Annotated in this window: 16 protein-coding genes, 2 tRNA genes and 1 riboswitch; of the genes, 6 read left to right on the top strand and 12 right to left on the bottom strand. The window is 49.2% G+C overall.

Going from position 1 to position 18,112, the window contains the following annotated elements:
• Positions 1 to 547: 547 nt before the first annotated feature.
• A complete protein-coding gene (uvrD, locus tag P2G85_RS19320) occupies positions 548 to 2,722 on the bottom strand; it encodes a DNA helicase II (protein WP_275865699.1) in 2,175 nt (724 codons plus the stop codon).
• 278 nt (positions 2,723 to 3,000) lie between these two features.
• On the opposite strand from uvrD, the gene P2G85_RS19315 reads away from it, so the two are divergent.
• From P2G85_RS19315 to P2G85_RS19300, 4 genes are all read left to right on the top strand, one after another.
• Positions 3,001 to 3,261 (top strand): DUF2282 domain-containing protein, encoded by a 261-nt coding sequence (locus P2G85_RS19315; RefSeq protein ID WP_275865698.1) that lies wholly within the window; start codon positions 3,001 to 3,003, stop codon positions 3,259 to 3,261.
• An 89-nt stretch (positions 3,262 to 3,350) separates the two neighbouring features.
• Positions 3,351 to 4,223 carry a DUF692 domain-containing protein gene (locus P2G85_RS19310; protein ID WP_275865697.1) on the top strand — a complete coding sequence of 291 codons (873 nt, stop codon included), beginning with the start codon at positions 3,351 to 3,353 and terminating at the stop codon, positions 4,221 to 4,223.
• On the top strand, positions 4,220 to 4,978 hold the full coding sequence (locus P2G85_RS19305) for a DNA-binding domain-containing protein (RefSeq protein WP_275865696.1): 759 nt from the start codon (positions 4,220 to 4,222) through the stop codon (positions 4,976 to 4,978). Before P2G85_RS19310 ends, P2G85_RS19305 begins: the two co-directional genes overlap by 4 nt.
• Positions 4,979 to 4,988: 10 nt before the next feature.
• Complete coding sequence (locus P2G85_RS19300; RefSeq protein ID WP_275865695.1) at positions 4,989 to 5,444, top strand: DoxX family protein; 456 nt, start codon at positions 4,989 to 4,991, stop codon at positions 5,442 to 5,444.
• 31 nt (positions 5,445 to 5,475) lie between these two features.
• On the opposite strand, the gene P2G85_RS19295 is transcribed toward P2G85_RS19300, so the two are convergent.
• Positions 5,476 to 5,757: a hypothetical protein gene (locus P2G85_RS19295; protein WP_275865694.1), complete on the bottom strand. Its 282-nt coding sequence runs from the start codon at positions 5,755 to 5,757 to the stop codon at positions 5,476 to 5,478.
• Positions 5,758 to 5,849: 92 nt separating this feature from the next.
• The gene (locus P2G85_RS19290) at positions 5,850 to 7,043 is read right to left on the bottom strand and encodes a multidrug effflux MFS transporter (protein ID WP_275865693.1); all 1,194 of its coding nucleotides are present in this window, start codon (positions 7,041 to 7,043) and stop codon (positions 5,850 to 5,852) included.
• Positions 7,044 to 7,149: 106 nt separating this feature from the next.
• On the opposite strand from P2G85_RS19290, the gene P2G85_RS19285 reads away from it, so the two are divergent.
• Both P2G85_RS19285 and P2G85_RS19280 read left to right on the top strand, forming a co-directional pair.
• Positions 7,150 to 8,091 (top strand): LysR family transcriptional regulator, encoded by a 942-nt coding sequence (locus tag P2G85_RS19285; protein ID WP_275865715.1) that lies wholly within the window; start codon positions 7,150 to 7,152, stop codon positions 8,089 to 8,091.
• A gap of 202 nt (positions 8,092 to 8,293) precedes the next feature.
• On the top strand, positions 8,294 to 10,084 hold the full coding sequence (locus P2G85_RS19280) for an aminopeptidase P family protein (RefSeq protein ID WP_275865714.1): 1,791 nt from the start codon (positions 8,294 to 8,296) through the stop codon (positions 10,082 to 10,084).
• Positions 10,085 to 10,256: 172 nt separating this feature from the next.
• Here the strand turns inward: P2G85_RS19280 and thiH are convergent, their stop codons facing one another.
• The 9 genes from thiH to P2G85_RS19235 form a co-directional block, all read right to left on the bottom strand.
• Positions 10,257 to 11,369, bottom strand: coding sequence for a 2-iminoacetate synthase ThiH (gene thiH / locus P2G85_RS19275; RefSeq protein WP_275865692.1), 1,113 nt, complete (start codon positions 11,367 to 11,369; stop codon positions 10,257 to 10,259).
• 20 nt (positions 11,370 to 11,389) lie between these two features.
• Complete coding sequence (locus tag P2G85_RS19270; protein WP_275865691.1) at positions 11,390 to 12,157, bottom strand: thiazole synthase; 768 nt, start codon at positions 12,155 to 12,157, stop codon at positions 11,390 to 11,392.
• A 5-nt stretch (positions 12,158 to 12,162) separates the two neighbouring features.
• Positions 12,163 to 12,411, bottom strand: coding sequence for a sulfur carrier protein ThiS (gene thiS, locus P2G85_RS19265; protein WP_275865713.1), 249 nt, complete (start codon positions 12,409 to 12,411; stop codon positions 12,163 to 12,165).
• Between the two features lie 84 nt (positions 12,412 to 12,495).
• Positions 12,496 to 13,257, bottom strand: a complete 762-nt coding sequence (thiF, locus tag P2G85_RS19260) for a thiazole biosynthesis adenylyltransferase ThiF (protein WP_275865690.1) — start codon at positions 13,255 to 13,257, stop codon at positions 12,496 to 12,498.
• A complete protein-coding gene (locus P2G85_RS19255; RefSeq protein WP_275865689.1) occupies positions 13,244 to 14,641 on the bottom strand; it encodes a thiamine phosphate synthase in 1,398 nt (465 codons plus the stop codon). Before P2G85_RS19255 ends, thiF begins: the two co-directional genes overlap by 14 nt.
• Positions 14,641 to 16,581: a phosphomethylpyrimidine synthase ThiC gene (gene thiC / locus P2G85_RS19250; RefSeq protein ID WP_275865688.1), complete on the bottom strand. Its 1,941-nt coding sequence runs from the start codon at positions 16,579 to 16,581 to the stop codon at positions 14,641 to 14,643. The genes P2G85_RS19255 and thiC overlap by 1 nt, the downstream gene beginning before the upstream one ends.
• A gap of 170 nt (positions 16,582 to 16,751) precedes the next feature.
• A riboswitch (TPP riboswitch) is annotated at positions 16,752 to 16,850 on the bottom strand.
• A gap of 60 nt (positions 16,851 to 16,910) precedes the next feature.
• Complete coding sequence (gene crcB / locus P2G85_RS19245; RefSeq protein WP_275865687.1) at positions 16,911 to 17,294, bottom strand: fluoride efflux transporter CrcB; 384 nt, start codon at positions 17,292 to 17,294, stop codon at positions 16,911 to 16,913.
• 579 nt (positions 17,295 to 17,873) lie between these two features.
• Positions 17,874 to 17,950, bottom strand: a tRNA-Trp gene (locus P2G85_RS19240).
• Positions 17,951 to 18,008: 58 nt separating this feature from the next.
• Positions 18,009 to 18,085: transfer RNA gene (locus P2G85_RS19235), tRNA-Asp, on the bottom strand.
• Between the last annotated feature and the right edge of the window lie 27 nt (positions 18,086 to 18,112).

The following is an 18,112-nucleotide window of genomic DNA, read 5'->3' as shown; positions in this document are numbered from 1 at the left end:
TAGATAAAAAAATGTGATCTGTGACCATTGTTGCTCGGTCGTATCAGCGTAGTATGGGTGGTGTCGGAAGGATGCTGACACGGAACAGGAATTACCACGGATTTGGTAAACTTCAGGAAGAAGAAACGGCAGTTCAGGATGAACGGTCGGGCACGGAAAGCAAAATTGGACATTGAACGGAAGCATTAGTAACCAGGAAGGTTACTACTAGGGACGGGATATGGACACCTCTGGACGAGGCAGGGACTGAACATCAGGAAGATGTCATGGACACCGCTCAGGGAACAAGTGATGAGAGCTGACGAGGATAGTCAGCAGACTAGGATAAGGTCAGGGACACCGCTAGGAAGGCGATGAAAGGATTAAGCTGAAGGAATACAGCATACTATCAGGGATTCGATGCAGGGAGCACTTTTAGTGGCTGGATTGCTGCGAGTAAGACCATAACCCCGGTGGGCGCAAGCCCCCGGGGTTTTTCTTTGGCTGCCGCCGGAGGAGCCTGCTACCTCAAATAAAAAGAGCTGCCGATGCAGCTCTTTTTGTCACATTATAGCTTCTCAAGTCTCGCATAAGCGGTAACTAACCATTTGATCCCTTCACCATTAAATGCCACCTGAACCCGCCCCTGCGGGCCGCTGCCTTCAAAATTAATGATGGTACCTTCACCAAACTTCGGATGCATCACCCGAGAACCAAGCGCAAATCCGGTTTCATTAAAGTTTTCTTTCACCACAGCCTGGCTGAAACGGCCACTGCTGGCCGGTCGGCTCACCTGCGCTTTCATCCGAACTTCATCTAAGCAGTTTTCCGGTAACTCACGAATAAAGCGTGACGGCTTGTGGTATTTATCCTGGCCATACAAACGGCGCATTTCGGCATAGGTAATATAAAGCTTCTGCATTGCACGCGTCATGCCAACGTAGCATAAACGACGTTCTTCTTCTAAACGCCCGGCTTCTTCAGCAGACATCTGGCTCGGGAACATACCCTCTTCCACACCAACCATGAAGACCAGTGGAAACTCCAGCCCCTTGGCACTGTGCAGAGTCATCAGTTGCACCGCATCTTCAAACTCGTCCGCCTGGCCTTCACCCGCCTCCAATGCGGCATGGGTTAAAAACGCGGTCAGCAATGGCATCTCGTCCGCCTCTTCCGGCTTTTCAAACTGACGCGTTGCGGTCACTAACTCTTCCAAGTTCTCAATCCGGGCTTTGGATTTCTCGCCTTTTTCCTGCTCATACATGGCGTAAAGGCCAGAGTATTTAATCACATGGTCAGTCTGGTGATGTAATGGCATATCTAACGTATCATCTTCCAGTGCCGTGATCAGTTCGACAAAGCGGCTCAATGCGCCAGCCGCCCGTCCTGCGAGGACTTTCTCGTCCAGCATTGCGACACTCGCCTCCCACATGGTGCAGCCACGATCGCGCGCGGCAAAGCGAATCGTCTCCAGGGTTTTATCCCCCAGCCCCCGCGTGGGGGTGTTGACCACACGTTCAAACGCGGCATCGTCATTCCGGTTGGCAAGTAACCGCAGGTAACTCAACGCATCTTTGATTTCCTGACGTTCGAAGAACCGCATGCCACCGTATATGCGGTATGGAAGCCCGGCTTGAATGAGCGCTTCTTCCAAAACCCGTGACTGGGCGTTGTTGCGGTACAACATGGCAGCATCCGTCAGGCTTCCGCCCTTGTCCTGCCACTCTTTGATTTTGTTAACCGCAAAACGCGCTTCATCCAGCTCGTTATACGCGCTGTAAACCGAAATAGGCTCACCGACACAGCCTTCCGTCCACAACTCTTTACCCATCCGCTCGGTATTATTGGCAATCAGTGTATTGGACGCTTCGAGAATGGTTTTGGTGGAACGATAGTTTTGCTCCAGGCGAATGGTATTCACGCTGGGGAACTCAAGGGTAAACTTCTCAATGTTTTCGACTTTCGCCCCACGCCAGCCATAAATCGACTGATCATCATCGCCGACGATCATGACATGGCAATCAGGCCCGGCCATCATCCGCAGCCAGGCATATTGAATATTATTGGTATCTTGAAACTCATCCACCAGAATATGTTTAAACCGTGCCTGGTAGTGCTCACGGATAAACTGTTTGTCGCGCAGTAGCTCATGGGCACGCAACAGAATTTCCGCAAAGTCGACCAGGCCAGCGCGATCACACGCTTCCTGATAGGCGCTGTACAGCTGCAAATAAGTTTTCGTCACCGGATCGTGGTAAGCATCAATATGTGCAGGACGCAGCCCTTCATCTTTCTTGCCGTTGATCCACCATGCAACCTGGCGAGCCGGCCACTGCTTCTCATCCAGATTCTGCGCTTTGATCAAACGCTTCAGTAAGCGCTGCTGGTCATCACTGTCAATGATCTGGAAATCTTCTGGTAGTCTGGCATCCAGGTAGTGCGCACGCAAAATACGGTGGCAGATGCCGTGGAATGTCCCATTCCACATCCCTGCCGCACTGCCCATCATTAACTCTTCGATCCGGCCACGCATCTCTGCCGCGGCCTTGTTGGTAAAAGTCACCGACATGATAGAAAACGGCGATGCTTGCTCCACAGACATCAGCCAAGCAATACGATGCACAAGTACGCGCGTCTTGCCACTCCCCGCACCAGCGAGGACGAGCAGGTTTTCTAGTGGTGCAGCAACGGCTTCACGCTGTTTATCGTTCAGACCGTCGAGTAATAGAGATGGATCCATCATGATGAGAGCTACTGGTTATTTATACATAAAAACAGATTATAACCTAAACAACCTGCGCATTTGAGACAAAAATTAAATAAAATCGAGCTCTCCTTTTTGTTTAAATTATCAATGCCATAGCCAAACACCCCACCCCAAACACCATCAGCCACACCAATCTATCTGAAAGTTTTCTGCTCAATCACCTATCTCATTCAATAAGCAAGCTGGTCACTGCGCGGCCCAAAGCAAGTCTTAGCTTGTGACGTCAAATCAAGGAACCCTCAGAGGAATAGATGATGAATAAGTCAAACCTTGCCGTTACTGCGGCCATTACCGGTCTTCTCGCCCTCAGCGGCACCATGCTCACCGTGGCTCCGGCCAGTGCGGCAGACAAGGAAAAGTGCTATGGCGTAGCCAAAGCCGGTAAAAATGATTGTGCAACCAAAAATAGTTCTTGTGCCGGCACTGCCAAAGAAGATAGCCAGAAAGATGCATTCGTAGTGGTACCAAAAGGGCTATGTGACAAGCTCGCTGGCGGCAGCACCACATCGTCGTGATCGCCGCCCATCAACTGCCTTGTGGGTGATGCTTTGCGCCCATCACCCACAAGTTTGTGTCCTCTCGCGAAACAAACAAGGAGTTTCACGTGAAACAATCCTCATTCCACCATCAGGTCGGGGTTGGGCTGCGAATGCCCCATCTGGCTTATTTCAGTCAGCAACAACCCTCTCTCTCGTGGCTTGAGATCCACAGTGAGAACTACTTTCAGCCTAATACGCCAGAGCGCCTGCAACTGTTACAGCTGCGTAATCACTACCACATCAGCTGCCACGGTATTGGCCTATCGCTTGGCTCAGTGGCACGTGTAAATCACGCCCATCTTGCTCAGCTAAAGTCGCTCATCGATGCGATTGACCCGCTGTTTGTTTCAGACCATCTGAGTTGGTGTGAACATGGCGGACACTACTTCAATGACCTGCTTCCCCTGCCTTATACCGAAGAAGCCCTCCAGATCTTTTGCCGGAATGTCATGGAAGTACAGGACTATCTGCAACGAGAGATTTTAATTGAAAACCCATCCAGTTACGTAACATTCAATCATTCAACCATCAGTGAATGGGAGTTTTTAGCCGCAGTACAGGCTCGCACCGACTGCCGGCTACTGCTTGATTTGAACAATATTTATGTTTCGTCGTTCAATCATGGCTTTAACTGCCACACCTACCTAGATGCGATTCCGGCGGACAAAGTTGACGAAATACACTTAGCAGGCTTTACCATCAAACAACTGGCCCAGGGTGAAATCTGGATAGACACCCACAGCCGTCCGGTCAGTGATGAAGTGTGGCAGTTATTTGCAGCATGGATACAGGCACATGGTCCGCGCCACTCACTGATCGAATGGGATCTCGACATCCCTGAACCCGAAGTGCTGTTGAACGAAGCGCACAAAGCCTCTCGACAGCTAACAGAACGGGCCGTTCCTCCCGAGCAGACTACCCCAAGGAAAGCATCATGAAGCTAGCCACGCTACAACGCCAGTTTTCCAAAGCACTGCACTATCAAATATCTGGACAGGAATGTGATATCACTGGCGGTCAGTTCAGTGCCGATGAGCGAATACAAGTATATCGCAACAATTTTATCATCAGCCTGAGCGAAATCCTGTCTGCCACCTACCCGATGCTTGAAGCCCTGCTTGGTCAAGAGTGCTTTGCCCAAGTTGCCCGACAACACGTTTTATCGCATCCACTACAGGAAGGGAATGTGGTGCATTATGGCGAGGGCCTGGCCGACACCCTGATGCAGTTCGGTCAGGTAATGGCGCAAGCGCCTTACAGTCGCGAGGTCGCTCGCTTTGAATGGGTGATCGATCTCGCCAGACAGGCACAATATGAACACCGTACCAATAAACAACAACAGCCCTTGCCGCAGCTTGCCCAGGTAACGCAAGCACACCACCCACGCGTGGTATTACAACTGTGCTCGGGGTGTAAATCTTTTGCGTCTGACTATGCCGTTTTTGACCTGTTTGCGGCGATGCAACACCAGCAGTTCGAACAGCTCAACCTCAACCAACCACAGCAAGGTGCTATCTCGATTCAGCCCAGTGGCACAGCCCGGTGCTTGAAACTAACTACTGATGCATTCCGCCTGCTACGCCGTATTGAGCAGAGACAAAGCTTAGGTGAGATCCCCTCAGAGCTGCTCAAACAACTCGATCAGATGCTGACGCTCGGTCTGGTTGATGGTTTCATCCTGCGCACCGATTAAGGAGTAAGCTATGATGAATACGATAAAGAAGTTAGTGAATCGCTATGATACCGCGATCGCTACCCTGCAGACCGGCTTTGTTCCACTATTACTGGTATTTTGCCGTTTATGGGTGGCGTGGGTGTTCTTCAACTCAGGCTTAATCAAAATCGCATCATGGGACAGCACTCTGTACCTGTTTGAACTGGAATATCAGGTGCCATTGTTACCTTGGGAAATGGCGGCTTATCTGGGGACCGCCGCAGAGCTGACGCTGCCAGTATTCTTAATGATCGGTTTGATTACCCGGCCGATGGCTGCGGCCCTGTTTGTGTTTAATATTATTGCCGTGGTCTCCTACCCTCGATTATGGGAGACCGGCTTCTACGACCATCAATTGTGGGGGTTGATGATCCTGGTTGTGATCGTATGGGGACCCGGGCCGTTGTCCCTTGACCATTTATTAAAGAGTCGATTCACCAAATAGCAAAATCCCCGCAATAGCGGGGATTTGTTACTTATTTGTTCAAGTAAGCCAGCAGCTCTTCCGCGGAAATGCCTTGCTGAGCTAACTCTTTAGCAAGCAGGTCGACTTGTTCGCCTTTACGCGACTCAATGACTTGCTGAAACTGATAAACGATATCACGCAAAACTGGCAGCGGAACCTGTTTCGCCGCACTGCGTATCCGCTCTTCGCTCTGGTTACCCAGCTCATTGAGCAACTTGCCAAACATGATCTTCTCTGGCGATTCTTCCAACTGCTCAAGGACACGAGCCATTTCATAAGTGGTTAACGACATTTCTACGAGAATTCCGTTATATTTGGGGGATTGAATTGAACGACAAATATACACTGGTTAAGTACATTGGCAAACCCATATTTAGTCTATTGTTATGCACTGACCGGCTTTCCGTGCCAGCTACGACCGACTCTGGAGAACAATACCAGCAAGGCCGGCAGCAACAGCCACATGTGAATCGCGATTAACATTTGTGGCCCCAGCGCCAAGCGTTGTAATGTTCCGACCAGCAACCCGGCCCCACTCATTTGAAATAGTCCTAATAACGCGGCTGCCGTCCCCGCTTTGTCACCAAACGGTTCCAATGCTTTACCGGCCGCTGCACCCAGTATCCAGGCAAACCCTATCGACGACATAAAAATTGGCAACATAAACGCCCAGGCAGTCGGCTGTGGGGACAATAACAGCATAACAATACCCGCCAGTCCCAATATGCTGATCCCGACAACCAAGGTATTGTGTGTACCCCACCGCTCCATAAACTTAGGGGCGAACATACATGCGGCAATATTGATCACCGCGTTGATACCAAACCAAAAGGTAAACTGATTCATCGACAGGCCAAGGTCCATCATCAGTACTACCGGAGCCCAGGTTACATAGGCCAGAATCACGGCCATCGCCATCAAACACAACGAAGCGTGGAAAATGAATGATGGTGTACTCAGAACCGCCCAATAACGACTGGCTTTAAATACCGCTTGCTTCTCTGTGGCCGGATTGGTTTCCTTCATACCAGCAAACATCAACACACCGGAAAGCACGGCAAATCCGACCATAAAACTGAAATTAGCCCGCCAGTCAAATTGCTGGGTAAGCCAGCTACCCAGGATAGGGGCCAAGGCAGGGATAAAGCAGATCGCACCATTGAGGTAGCTGATCATTTTACCGCTTTTTTCCGGGCCAAATATATCGCGAACTGTTGCAAAGGCTGCTACCGATGTCGCACACGCACCCAAGCCTTGTAGCAGACGTGATACTAGCAACCACTCAATTGACTGAGCGCCCCACGCCAATAAGGCGCTCACGGCGTAGATGCTAATACCACACAATGCAACAGTTCGACGTCCGAGTTTATCCGCCAATGGGCCGGCAAACAGCTGGCCAACTCCCATTGCGAATAGGAACCAAGTAATTGTGTCCTGTGCCAGGGTATTTTTGACGTTAAAAGTCTCAGCAATAAGCGGCAAGGCAGGCAAGTAGATATCAATCGCCAGGGGACTGAATAAAACCAATAACGTCAGTAACGCCATCTGCTTTTTGCTATTAGAAAGATGGTCAGACACAAAACACTCCAAATTGAACAACAACTCTGCCCTCAGCTTAAAGCTTTCATGATATGAACGGAAATGATGTATAATCATGACCAATATTCCTAATTGGAAAATCATCGTGAACGCGGAAAAGTTGGTTCGAATTGACTTAAATTTGCTGGTTTGTTTCAAAGTGCTGCTGGAAGAGCTGAATGTCACCCGAGCCGCCCACCGGCTATGCTTGAGCCAGTCTGCCGTGAGTAAATCATTAGCCAAGCTGCGCCAGCAGTTTGCTGATCCACTTTTTACCCGGAACTCGCATGGACTGACCCCAACGCCCCGCGCTTTGTTCTTAAAACCGAAACTGGATCTGTTGATCAATCAGCTGGAACTGCTTACCCAACCAGAGCAGTTTACCCCACAGAATAGTGAATACCGTTTTCAAATTGCTGCGGTAGAAAGCGTTTACCCCTTGATCCTGCCTCACTTCCTTCCCGCTATTTTTCAACAAGCACCAGGTGTGACCATCAGCACCCATCCTTGGTCTGACAACACCTTCAAAATGCTACAACGTGGCGAACTGGATTTAGGCCTGACCGGCAAAGACATCGACATCAATGATGCAAAGCTGACGATGCTGCCTCCGGAAGGTATCTGTGAACAAGAAATTTACCGCGACCATCAAATGTGTATGGTGCGTAAAGATCACCCGGCTTTGCAGCATAACTGGAACCTTGAAGCCTATCTGTCACTCCGCCATATTCAGGTTCGTTGTGATGGTAATGAACGCTGGCTGCTCGATTACCGCTTAGCGGATTTAGGACGTGAACGCGACATTGCCGTAACAGTACCTGACTTTAACAGTGCTGCCAGTTTATGCTCCTATACCGACTTCGTATTTACTGCCCCCAGCCACTTTGTCCAGCTCGCAGCCAAGCAACTCAACCTGACGGCTCTGCCGTTACCACTTGAGTTTCCCCCAATGGCTTATACCTTATTTTGGCATCGGGACAGAGAAAATGATCCGGCATTAAGCTGGCTGCGCGCGATGATCACACAAAAAACCGATCACCTTAGATAAAAATGCCGAACTCAGTTTGCGCTCTTACGGTAAAATGAGTAGCTTAACTGGCGATAGTCCTTTTGGCTCATCTATGGCCTGTTGTACTCCGACTCTATTGATATGATTGCGAACCTCGATGGACTCGTAAACTGCATGAAGCAGATGGAAGCAGCTCCCACACCTGAGCATGAAGGAGCGGTAATTGGAAGGAATAACACAGATGCACAATGATACCCAAAGCCGCGTGAATGCAATTCGCGCATGGCTAGCACAACATGATATTGATGCCCTACTTGTCCCACACGAAGACGAGTACTTGGGTGAATACGTACCAGAACACAACGAGCGTCTACACTGGTTAACTGGTTTTACTGGTTCAGCGGGCGCAGCTGTGATCACCAAAGACGAAGCAGCTATCTTTGTTGATGGCCGCTACACGGTACAAGTGACTAAGCAGGTTCCAGCTGACCTATTCGAGTACCGTCACCTGATTGAAGAGCCGGCGCTGGATTGGATTAAAGACCACCTTGCTGGCGGCGCGTCTGTAGCGATCGATCCACGTATGCACAACTCAGCTTGGCTGGACATGGCGCAAGAACAACTCGCCGGTGTGCTTGAGCTTAAAATTCTCGACAGCAACCCAATTGATGAGCTCTGGTATGACCGCCCTGCTCCTGTGGTATCTGATGTTCGCCTGATGACAACCGAAGCAGTTGGTCAATCAAGCGAAAGCAAACGCCAGGATATCTCAGAGCTTGTAAAAAAGGCTGGCGCTGACAGCGCAGTGATCACCGCACTTGATTCTATCTGTTGGCTGCTAAACGTGCGTGGTCTGGATGTATCACGTCTACCCGTTCTACTTTCACACGCAATTCTGCATTCAGATTCGAGCGTGGAATACTTTCTAGATCCTGCCAAGCTACCGGCTGGGTTTGATGCTCACGTTGGCGCTGGTGTGACAGTTCACCATCCAGAAGCACTGCAATCCCGCCTAGAAACTCTAACGGGTAGGAAAGTCTTGGTTGACCCAGCTACAAGTAACGCATGGTTTAAGCTGGTTCTGCAAAATGCTGGTGCATCAGTAGTAAGTGCCGCGGATCCTTGCCTAATGCCAAAAGCTTCGAAAAACGCGGTAGAAATCGCTGGCATGAAAGCGTGTCACATCCGTGATGGCGTGGCGATGAGCAAGTTCCTATGCTGGTTAGATACAGAAGTTGCTGTTGGCAATCTACATGACGAAGCAACGCTAGCAGACAAGCTTGAAGCTTTCCGCTCAGAAGATCCAACGCTAATGGACTTGAGCTTCGATACCATTTCAGCGGCCGGCAGCAACGCTGCTATGTGTCACTACAACCACGAGAACCAACCGGAACCTGGTAAGCTTGAACTGAACACGCTTTACCTAGTGGATTCAGGTGGTCAGTACTTAGATGGCACCACAGACATCACGCGTACTATCGCGATTGGTCAGCCTTCAGAAGAGATGATTAAGCAGTTCACCCTGGCACTAAAAGGTCACATCGCTGTCGCCCGTGCACGTTTCCCGAAAGGTACACGTGGTTACCAGATCGATACTCTGGCACGTCAGCACCTATGGGCTGAAGGTTACGATTATGACCATGGTACAGGGCATGGTGTGGGCCACTTTCTAAGTGTTCACGAAGGTCCGGCAAGCATTTCTAAGCGCCAGATTGATGTACCGCTGACAGAAGGCATGGTGCTATCAAATGAGCCGGGTTACTACCGCGCTGATGCATTTGGTATCCGTATCGAAAATCTAGAGCGTGTGGTTGAAATCCCAACCAACGGTGACTTCCCTGTTCTGTCATTTGAGTCCCTCACCCGGTGCCCAATTGACAAACGAAATATCGACGTCAATATGCTGACTCGACCAGAGCTGGCCTGGCTGAATAACTACCACCAACAAGTATGGGATGACATCAGCCCATTGGTGGAAAGCGAAGTAAAAGCGTGGTTGCGCGAAGCAACACTACCACTCAGCCATGATTGATCGTCACCAAGGTTAGCAACCCATATTCTGTAACTGGATCACTAAGGCTCTCCTCAAGGAGAGCCTTATTTTTACATGAATCTAGACCTTGTGTGCTAGACGCTCTGGGCTCCCGCGTTGCCAGCTTTAAGATGTTTCACGTGAAACAATACCCCGCTGCTTGCTTAGCGAACTAGCCAGAATAAGCGACATGCCAATCGCGCCATACCGGGTCAAAGCCTTTAGCCTGGATCATCGCTTCGACCGATGCCGCACTTCGCTCATCACTGATTGCAAATTGCTCTAACTCAACGTCTTGCATCGCATAACCACCCGGCTGAGTTTTCGAGGCAGCAGACATCGTGGTAATGCCGAGCGGTAGTACGTTATCTCTGAAATGGGCAGACTCGCGGGTGGACAACGACAGCTCCACTTCCGGATTTAACAACCGATACGCGCAAATAAGCTGCACAAGTTGTCTGTCACTCATCACTGATTTTGGCTGTAGCCCACCCTCACAGGGACGTAACCGGGGGAACGAAATCGAATAACGACTTTGCCAATAAGTACGTTCAAGATAATCGAGATGTGCCGCAACATAGAAACCGTCGGTTCGCCATTCATCCAAACCAATCAAAGCGCCAATACCAATCTTATCGATACCAGCCCTGGCCAACCGATCCGGCGTTTCTAGCCGGTACTCAAAGTCCATCTTGTTACCCCGCAGGTGGTGTTCGGCATAGGTCGATGGTTGGTAGGTTTCCTGATAAACCATCACGGCATCCAAACCTAGCGTTTTAAGCTCGGCATATTCGTCTTGGTCAAGAGGCTGCACTTCCATCGCCAGATAGCTAAACTGCTGCTTAATCATCGGCACCATTTCACGGAAATACTTCATCCCTACTTTGGTTTCATGCTCACCGGTGACCAGTAATACACTGTCGAACTTCATTCGCTTGATGGCATCTACTTCTGCAACGACTTCGTCCTTGTTGAGCGTCCGGCGTTTAATCCGGTTCTCCATCGAGAAACCACAATAAGTACAGGCATTGGCGCAAAGGTTAGAAAGGTACAATGGAATATACAGCGACATGGTATTGCCAAAACGCTTGCGAGTTGCCGAGTACGACAACTGAGCCATCTGCTCTAAATAAGGCTCCGCAGCAGGAGATATTAACGCTTTGAAATCTTCCAAGTCACGCTTTGATTTACTCAGCGCACGCTCCACGTCTTGCCCGGTTTTGGCGTATATCGACATGGACACGTCATCCCAATTGAGCTGTTTAAACTGTTCAATAAAGCTCATCTGTAATTCTCACTTAGAGCTTATAGCTCCTCTAAGAATGCCGTCAGTGGGCTCGACGCCACGGCGTGGGACACCTGACCAGCAAGTCCAGCTTCATGAGCGATACGTCCAGACTCCACCGCCATTTTGAATGCTCTCGCCATCGCAACCGGATCGCACGCGGCAGCGATGGCCGTATTGACTAACACCGCATCCGCCCCCATTTCCATTGCCCGAGCCGCATGAGACGGCGCCCCTATTCCGGCATCCACCACGACGGGAACGTTCGCTTGGTCGATGATGATTTCTAAGAAGTCGTGAGACACAATGCCTTTGTTTGAACCAATCGGCGCACCTAGTGGCATTACCGCTGCACAGCCCACTTCTTCCAATCGTTTACACAAGACAGGGTCAGCATGACAGTAAGGCAACACAATAAAACCTTCGCGTACCAGTTGTTCAGCAGCGGTAAGTGTCTCAATCGGATCTGGCATCAAGTATTTTGGATCTGGATGAATTTCCAGTTTGAGCCAATTGGTACCCAACGCTTCGCGAGCCAGCTGCGCGGCAAACACTGCATCCTTGGCATTTTTTGCACCGGAAGTGTTCGGTAGCAAGTTCACTCCCGCTTTAACCAAGGGCTGCAAAATATCGTCTTGTTGATCGTTCACGTCCACGCGCTTTAACGCCATCGTAGCCAACTGGGAACCCGATACCCGAATTGCTTCGGCCATCAAACGGTTGTTGGCAAATTTTCCCGTTCCGGTAAATAATCTTGAGTTAAACTCTTTATCACCAATCTTTAGCATCGACTTTACCCCCCTGCGATGGCCTGAAACAGAGAGATACGATCTCCCTCAGAAAGTAGTGTACTCGCCCATTCGCTGCGCGGTACGACATTGTTGTTGATCGCAAAAACACACCCCATTTCCGGTAGCTCAAACTGGCGAATGATTTGCTGCAAATTTGCCTGACGCGCGACTTGCTGTAACTGCTCGTTGATCACAATGGTAACTAAGTCGCGATCAGTAACATGGGGTTCAGCTATTGGCTGTTCCTGCATTAAATAGTTAGATGGTGTCATTGCTTCTGACTCTCCTGAATGCCAACAATCACTTAAAACCTGATTACTGAAATGCCCGTTTGCCTAGTTCTGACCACAAACCTGACACTGTTTATCTCTATTAATTGCTAAGGTTTGCCACTGCATACGCAAACCATCAAAAATGTGTAGCTTGCTCGTCTCAACGCAGAACTGGCCCACTGCCAGCTTTTGAATCGCCGCCAATGCTTGATAATTGCCAAGCGTGCCAACCACCGGACCAACAATCCCACTCTCACTGCACTTTTGCGTTTGCTGCAGTTTGTCGAAGGGATACAAGCAGCGGTAGCAACCGGAGTGCTCCGACGGCTTGTGATAATCAAACACAGCAAACTGCCCCTGCCAGCCAATCGCAGCCGCGGAGATTAACGGTTTTTTTTGTTCGAAACAGGTTTGATTGATCAATTGCCGGGTTGGCATGTTGTCGCTGCAATCCAACACCACATCCGCCAACATGATTTCGAGCTGCAATTGTGCTTTGTCTAATCGCTTGTTGATCGCGCGCACCTGAACCATTGAGTTGAGTTCAAAGAGCTGTCTTTCCGTAGCCGCTGTTTTTGCTACGTGTAAATCTTGCTCGCGGTAGATCACTTGCCTTTGCAAATTACTGCTATCGACCTTGTCATCATCAACCACGACAATTTTGCCGACACCTGCCGCCGCTAAGTACAAACTCGCCGCACTACCTAATCCACCACAACCGATAATCAACACATGGGATTGACCCAGTTGCCCCTGACCGTTTTCACCAATTTCAGGCAAAGCGACTTGGCGCTGATAGCGAATGAATTCTTTATCTGAGAGCACGTTGGTTCTCCCCTTTGGGGACCGAACTTGCTATCTGGCTTTCGCATGTCCGTGGTCTCTCTTTCATTAGGTCTGCAAAGAACTTAATTACCGGCTCTGGTGAGTCAGCCAAAGTAATGGCTCTGACCACAGCCAAACTCGACACTCCAGATTGCCAAACTTGGCTGGCATTCGACGGTTCGATACCGCCAATTGCTACCGTTGGATAACCCAAAGTTTTACTGTTTTGAGCATCACCATCCGCAGCAATGCCATAAGGAATGCTATCAATCAGTTTTTGATACAAAGCCAAACGAACTAAACCTTGTGGTTTTGAAGGCATCTGCTTGGTTGTGGTTGGGAAGATATGCCCTAGTGCGATATAGCTAGGCTGGATCTGTACGATGCGCAGCAACTCGTAGTAGCCGTGAGTAGAAAGACCAAGGTGAACCCCTGCCTTGCTCAACTGCGCAAGGTTCGATTGTTCAATGTCTTCTTGCCCCAGGTGAACACCGTACGCGCCATGTTTGATGGCGAGCTGCCAGTAATCATTAATGAACACTTGCGCGTTGTACTGACGACCAAGCTCAATCGCTCGAATAATCTGTAGCTCTAGGTCGGCTTGCTGGCGGTTTTTAATACGTAACTGAATGGTATTGATACCAAGCGGCAATAAGCGCTCAATCCACGCGACATCATCAACCACTGGATAAAGCCCAAGACTTTGCCTAGTCAAAGTTGGAAAACTGATTGTCTCCCCCAGAGCCGACCAACCAACCTGAATGCCCAAACGGCGGTCTTCAAGAGCTGGGATTGGGAAGTCTGCGAACTGACACGCCCATTGATTCGACTCTATTGAAAAATGACCTTCACCCAAGAGTGTTTCACGTGAAACACCAGCCAAAGAACTGGTCATTGCCCTTGCCAGAGTCAATGCATCTTCGATAGGAAAGTCGAGTGCAGACAGAGTCACAACCCAGGCTAAATGACGCTCTGGCTCAAAGTGAGTTGATGCTATGGGTTTAACGGAAAGCGCCCTGACTTCACCATCAATTGGATGACGCCAGATATCAAATTGAACGGCATTACCTTTCTCATCGGTTAGTTGAGTATCTTTAATACCGATAAAAATTGAATCATCAGGCTGATTTGCACACTCTTGTATCGACAACTCTGAACGGTAATAAAGCGTAAACGAGCGCTCAAATCCAACTTTGAGCTCATCATTCAGATCAGTATTAAAGTGCGTAATTTTCTGGTTGCGAACGAGTTGAATAGATTGAGTTGGGCTTACACCCAACTCAACGTTTTCGATAGTAAAACCCTGTTCATTCGCCAACAACAAACACTGCTGCACCATACCAGTCAGTTCAATCAATGATGACGGAATAAGGATTTTGATCATTAGTCGTCAACCTCTGCATGAACGGCTGGGTGGTAAAGCTCAGAGCCAGTGGCCCGGAACTCTTCCGATTTTTGCCGCATACCTTCCAGTGGATCATCCAGCATCTTGACTGAAATGGCCTGATCAGCCGTTACTTGCTGGGTATCTTTAGCGTACTCACGTACCTCTTGCGAGATTTTCATCGAACAGAACTTAGGCCCGCACATTGAGCAAAAATGGGCGACTTTACCTGATTCCTGAGGCAGGGTTTCGTCATGTAACGCTCGAGCCGTGTCTGGATCGAGCGAGAGGTTAAACTGGTCCTGCCAACGGAACTCAAAACGCGCTTTAGACAGCGCATTATCGCGTACCTGCGCGCCAGGGTGGCCTTTGGCTAAGTCAGCAGCGTGGGCGGCAAGCTTATAGGTGATGAGGCCAGTCTTCACGTCCTCTTTGTTGGGTAAGCCCAAATGCTCTTTTGGTGTCACATAGCACAGCATGGCGCAGCCATACCAGCCGATCATCGCGGCACCGATGCCTGAAGTGATATGATCATAGCCCGGTGCAATATCCGTGGTCAGTGGGCCGAGCGTATAAAACGGAGCTTCATGACAATGCTCCAGTTGCTCTTCCATGTTGGCTTTGATCATATGCATTGGTACATGGCCAGGGCCTTCAATGATAACCTGTACATCATATTCCCAGGCAATTTTCGTCAGCTCACCCAAAGTGCGTAGTTCTGCGAACTGTGCTTCATCGTTGGCGTCAGCGACCGAACCAGGACGTAACCCATCCCCCAGAGACAACGCGACATCGTACTTAGCACATATTTCACAGATCTCACGAAAGTGCGTATAAAGAAAGCTTTCCTGATGATGGGCCAGACACCATTTCGCGATAATTGAACCGCCACGCGATACGATGCCAGTAACCCGTTTCGCAGTCATAGGAACGTAACGAAGCAACAAACCGGCATGGATAGTAAAGTAATCCACCCCCTGCTCGGCTTGTTCGATTAAGGTGTCACGCATGACTTCCCAATTAAGGTTTTCTGCAATGCCATTGACCTTTTCCAATGCTTGATACATCGGAACTGTACCGATGGGCACCGGGCTATTACGCAGAATCCACTCACGTGTTTCGTGAATATTACGCCCCGTAGAAAGATCCATGACGGTATCACCACCCCAGCGTGTCGCCCATACGAGCTTTTCCACTTCTTCTTCAATGGACGAGGTCACGGATGAATTACCAATATTGGCGTTGACTTTAACGAGGAAGTTGCGGCCGATGATCATCGGCTCTGACTCAGGATGGTTGATGTTAGAAGGAATGATAGCGCGGCCTTCAGCGACCTCTTTACGCACAAATTCCCCAGTGATGTCCTTAGGAAGGTTAGCCCCAAAGTCCTGACCCGGATGCTGCTGGTTTAGCACTTCATCGCGATATTTCGCACGTCCCATATTTTCTCGCAGAGCAATGAATTCCATCTCTGGCGTGATGATCCCCTTGCGCGCGTAATGCAATTGGGTGACACATTGGCCCCCTCTGGCACGTCGAATACGTGGTAGATTACCATAACGAAGTGCATCTAATGTCTCATCTTCTAGGCGTTCTTTTGTGTAAACCGAGCTGACTTCATCCAGCAACTCAGTATCAGCACGTTCTGCAATCCACCCTTCTCTCAGCTTTGGTAAGCCGTTATAGAGGTCGATGGTATGCTCTGGGTCGGTATACACCCCAGAAGTATCATAAACGCGAATGGGTTCGTTAGGTTCGAAAATCGGCGCTTCTCTCGTACCACCGATCAGACTATCCGCCAATGATATTTCGCGCATTGGCACTCGAATATCAGAACGGGAGCCCTCAACATAAACTTTACGTGAGTTTGGGTACGGCTGTACCGAGAGGGTATCAATAAACTGTTTTGCTTCCAGTCTCGCTTGTTTGCGACTCGACATAGCATTTTTCCTTGCTTTGTTATGCTAGATAAAAAGTATTGGGATAAAAATGCTTGGCGGATAGATGCGACAAGAGGAATCGGATGAGGGACCACAATAGCCATACGTGCCAGCTACCGGTCTATAACCACATTCGACTATCTGATAGGTTAACCAGAAGAGCTCTGGTGTAGGTATCTTCTCTTGTTCCCTTCGCAGGTGTTAGCCTGATCAGGTTCAACGGATCCCGAATTAACGGTCTCAGCCTTATGGCACTCCGACAAGTGAAATTAGTATATAAAAACGGCAGGATTAAACCAAGCCGACTTGATGAGTTTTACAAAAAACTGCTAGCTGCGCATCAACAAATAGAAACCTAACCATGCAGCAGAAATACTTAATGTGACATTGAGTAGTACATTCAAGCCCATCTTGAAGAACGCCCCCTGCTGAATAAGCAATACGTTATCCATTGAAAAGGTCGAGAAGGTTGTTAATGCACCAAGAAACCCAAGCCCAATAACCTGGCGCCATGGCATACTGGCCAGTAATTCGGTCTCAAACGCTGCGATTAACACCCCCATGATAAAAGATCCCACCACATTCACGGTCAACGTGCCATATGGAAATCCCCGCCCGAACAAAACAATACAGAACTCTGATACTAAATAACGCGAACACGCCCCGACTGCACCACCTAATGCAATGAAGCCCAAAATAGAAAGTTGACCCATAAAACCCCCACAGTGTAGTGCTAGTATTGTAATCAAGAAAGCCCCAAAAATGGCATTGTAATCTAACTATTCGTAGGCGATTACACTGAGTTTTTAAAAGGTTACAGGTGTCACTTATCTTAAATAAACAACCCGTTAGGCAAAATTAACCGCAATAAAGAAACAGCAGGAGTATAACTTTATCAGATCGGCAAATCTGGGAGACTGGCGTCTATCAGGCATAACTTCATAACACCATAAAGAACATAGAATAAACTCCAACCTTTCTTGCGGGACAAAGCATCGAGAACCTGAAAATGGAATGAAAAGATTGGGTGAACAGCACGAGGAAGCTTTGATATTAGCGGTATATCCTGATGAGTTAATAACCGATACAAAAAAGCCCAGTCTTTCGACTGGGCCTCAAATATGGCAGGGATGGACTGAGCCGGCACTCCGGAGATCCGACTGGACTAGCGTTCCGGCTCCTAGCACGCGCGTTCTTTTTTGCTATTTGCGGAATCCGCTGCTCCACCAATGAGATTGTTAAAGCACTAAGAATGCAAAAAGGCTCTAGTCTTTCGACTAGAGCCTTGAATATGGCAGGGGTGGAGAGATTCGAACTCCCAACACGCGGATTTGGAATCCGCTGCTCTGCCAATTGGAGCTACACCCCTGTAGATTTTCATCTTATAGATTCGAAAAAACCTCGCAAGAGCGAGGCTTCTGAATAAGTGGCGGAGTGGACGGGACTCGAACCCGCGACCCCCGGCGTGACAGGCCGGTATTCTAACCAACTGAACTACCACTCCGCAGTGGCTTACCTGCTATTGGCAGGT

The sequence above is a fragment of the Vibrio sp. CAU 1672 genome (assembly GCF_029223195.1).
GTDB lineage: Bacteria > Pseudomonadota > Gammaproteobacteria > Enterobacterales > Vibrionaceae > Vibrio.
This window is presented reverse-complemented; position numbering and strand designations above follow the sequence as displayed.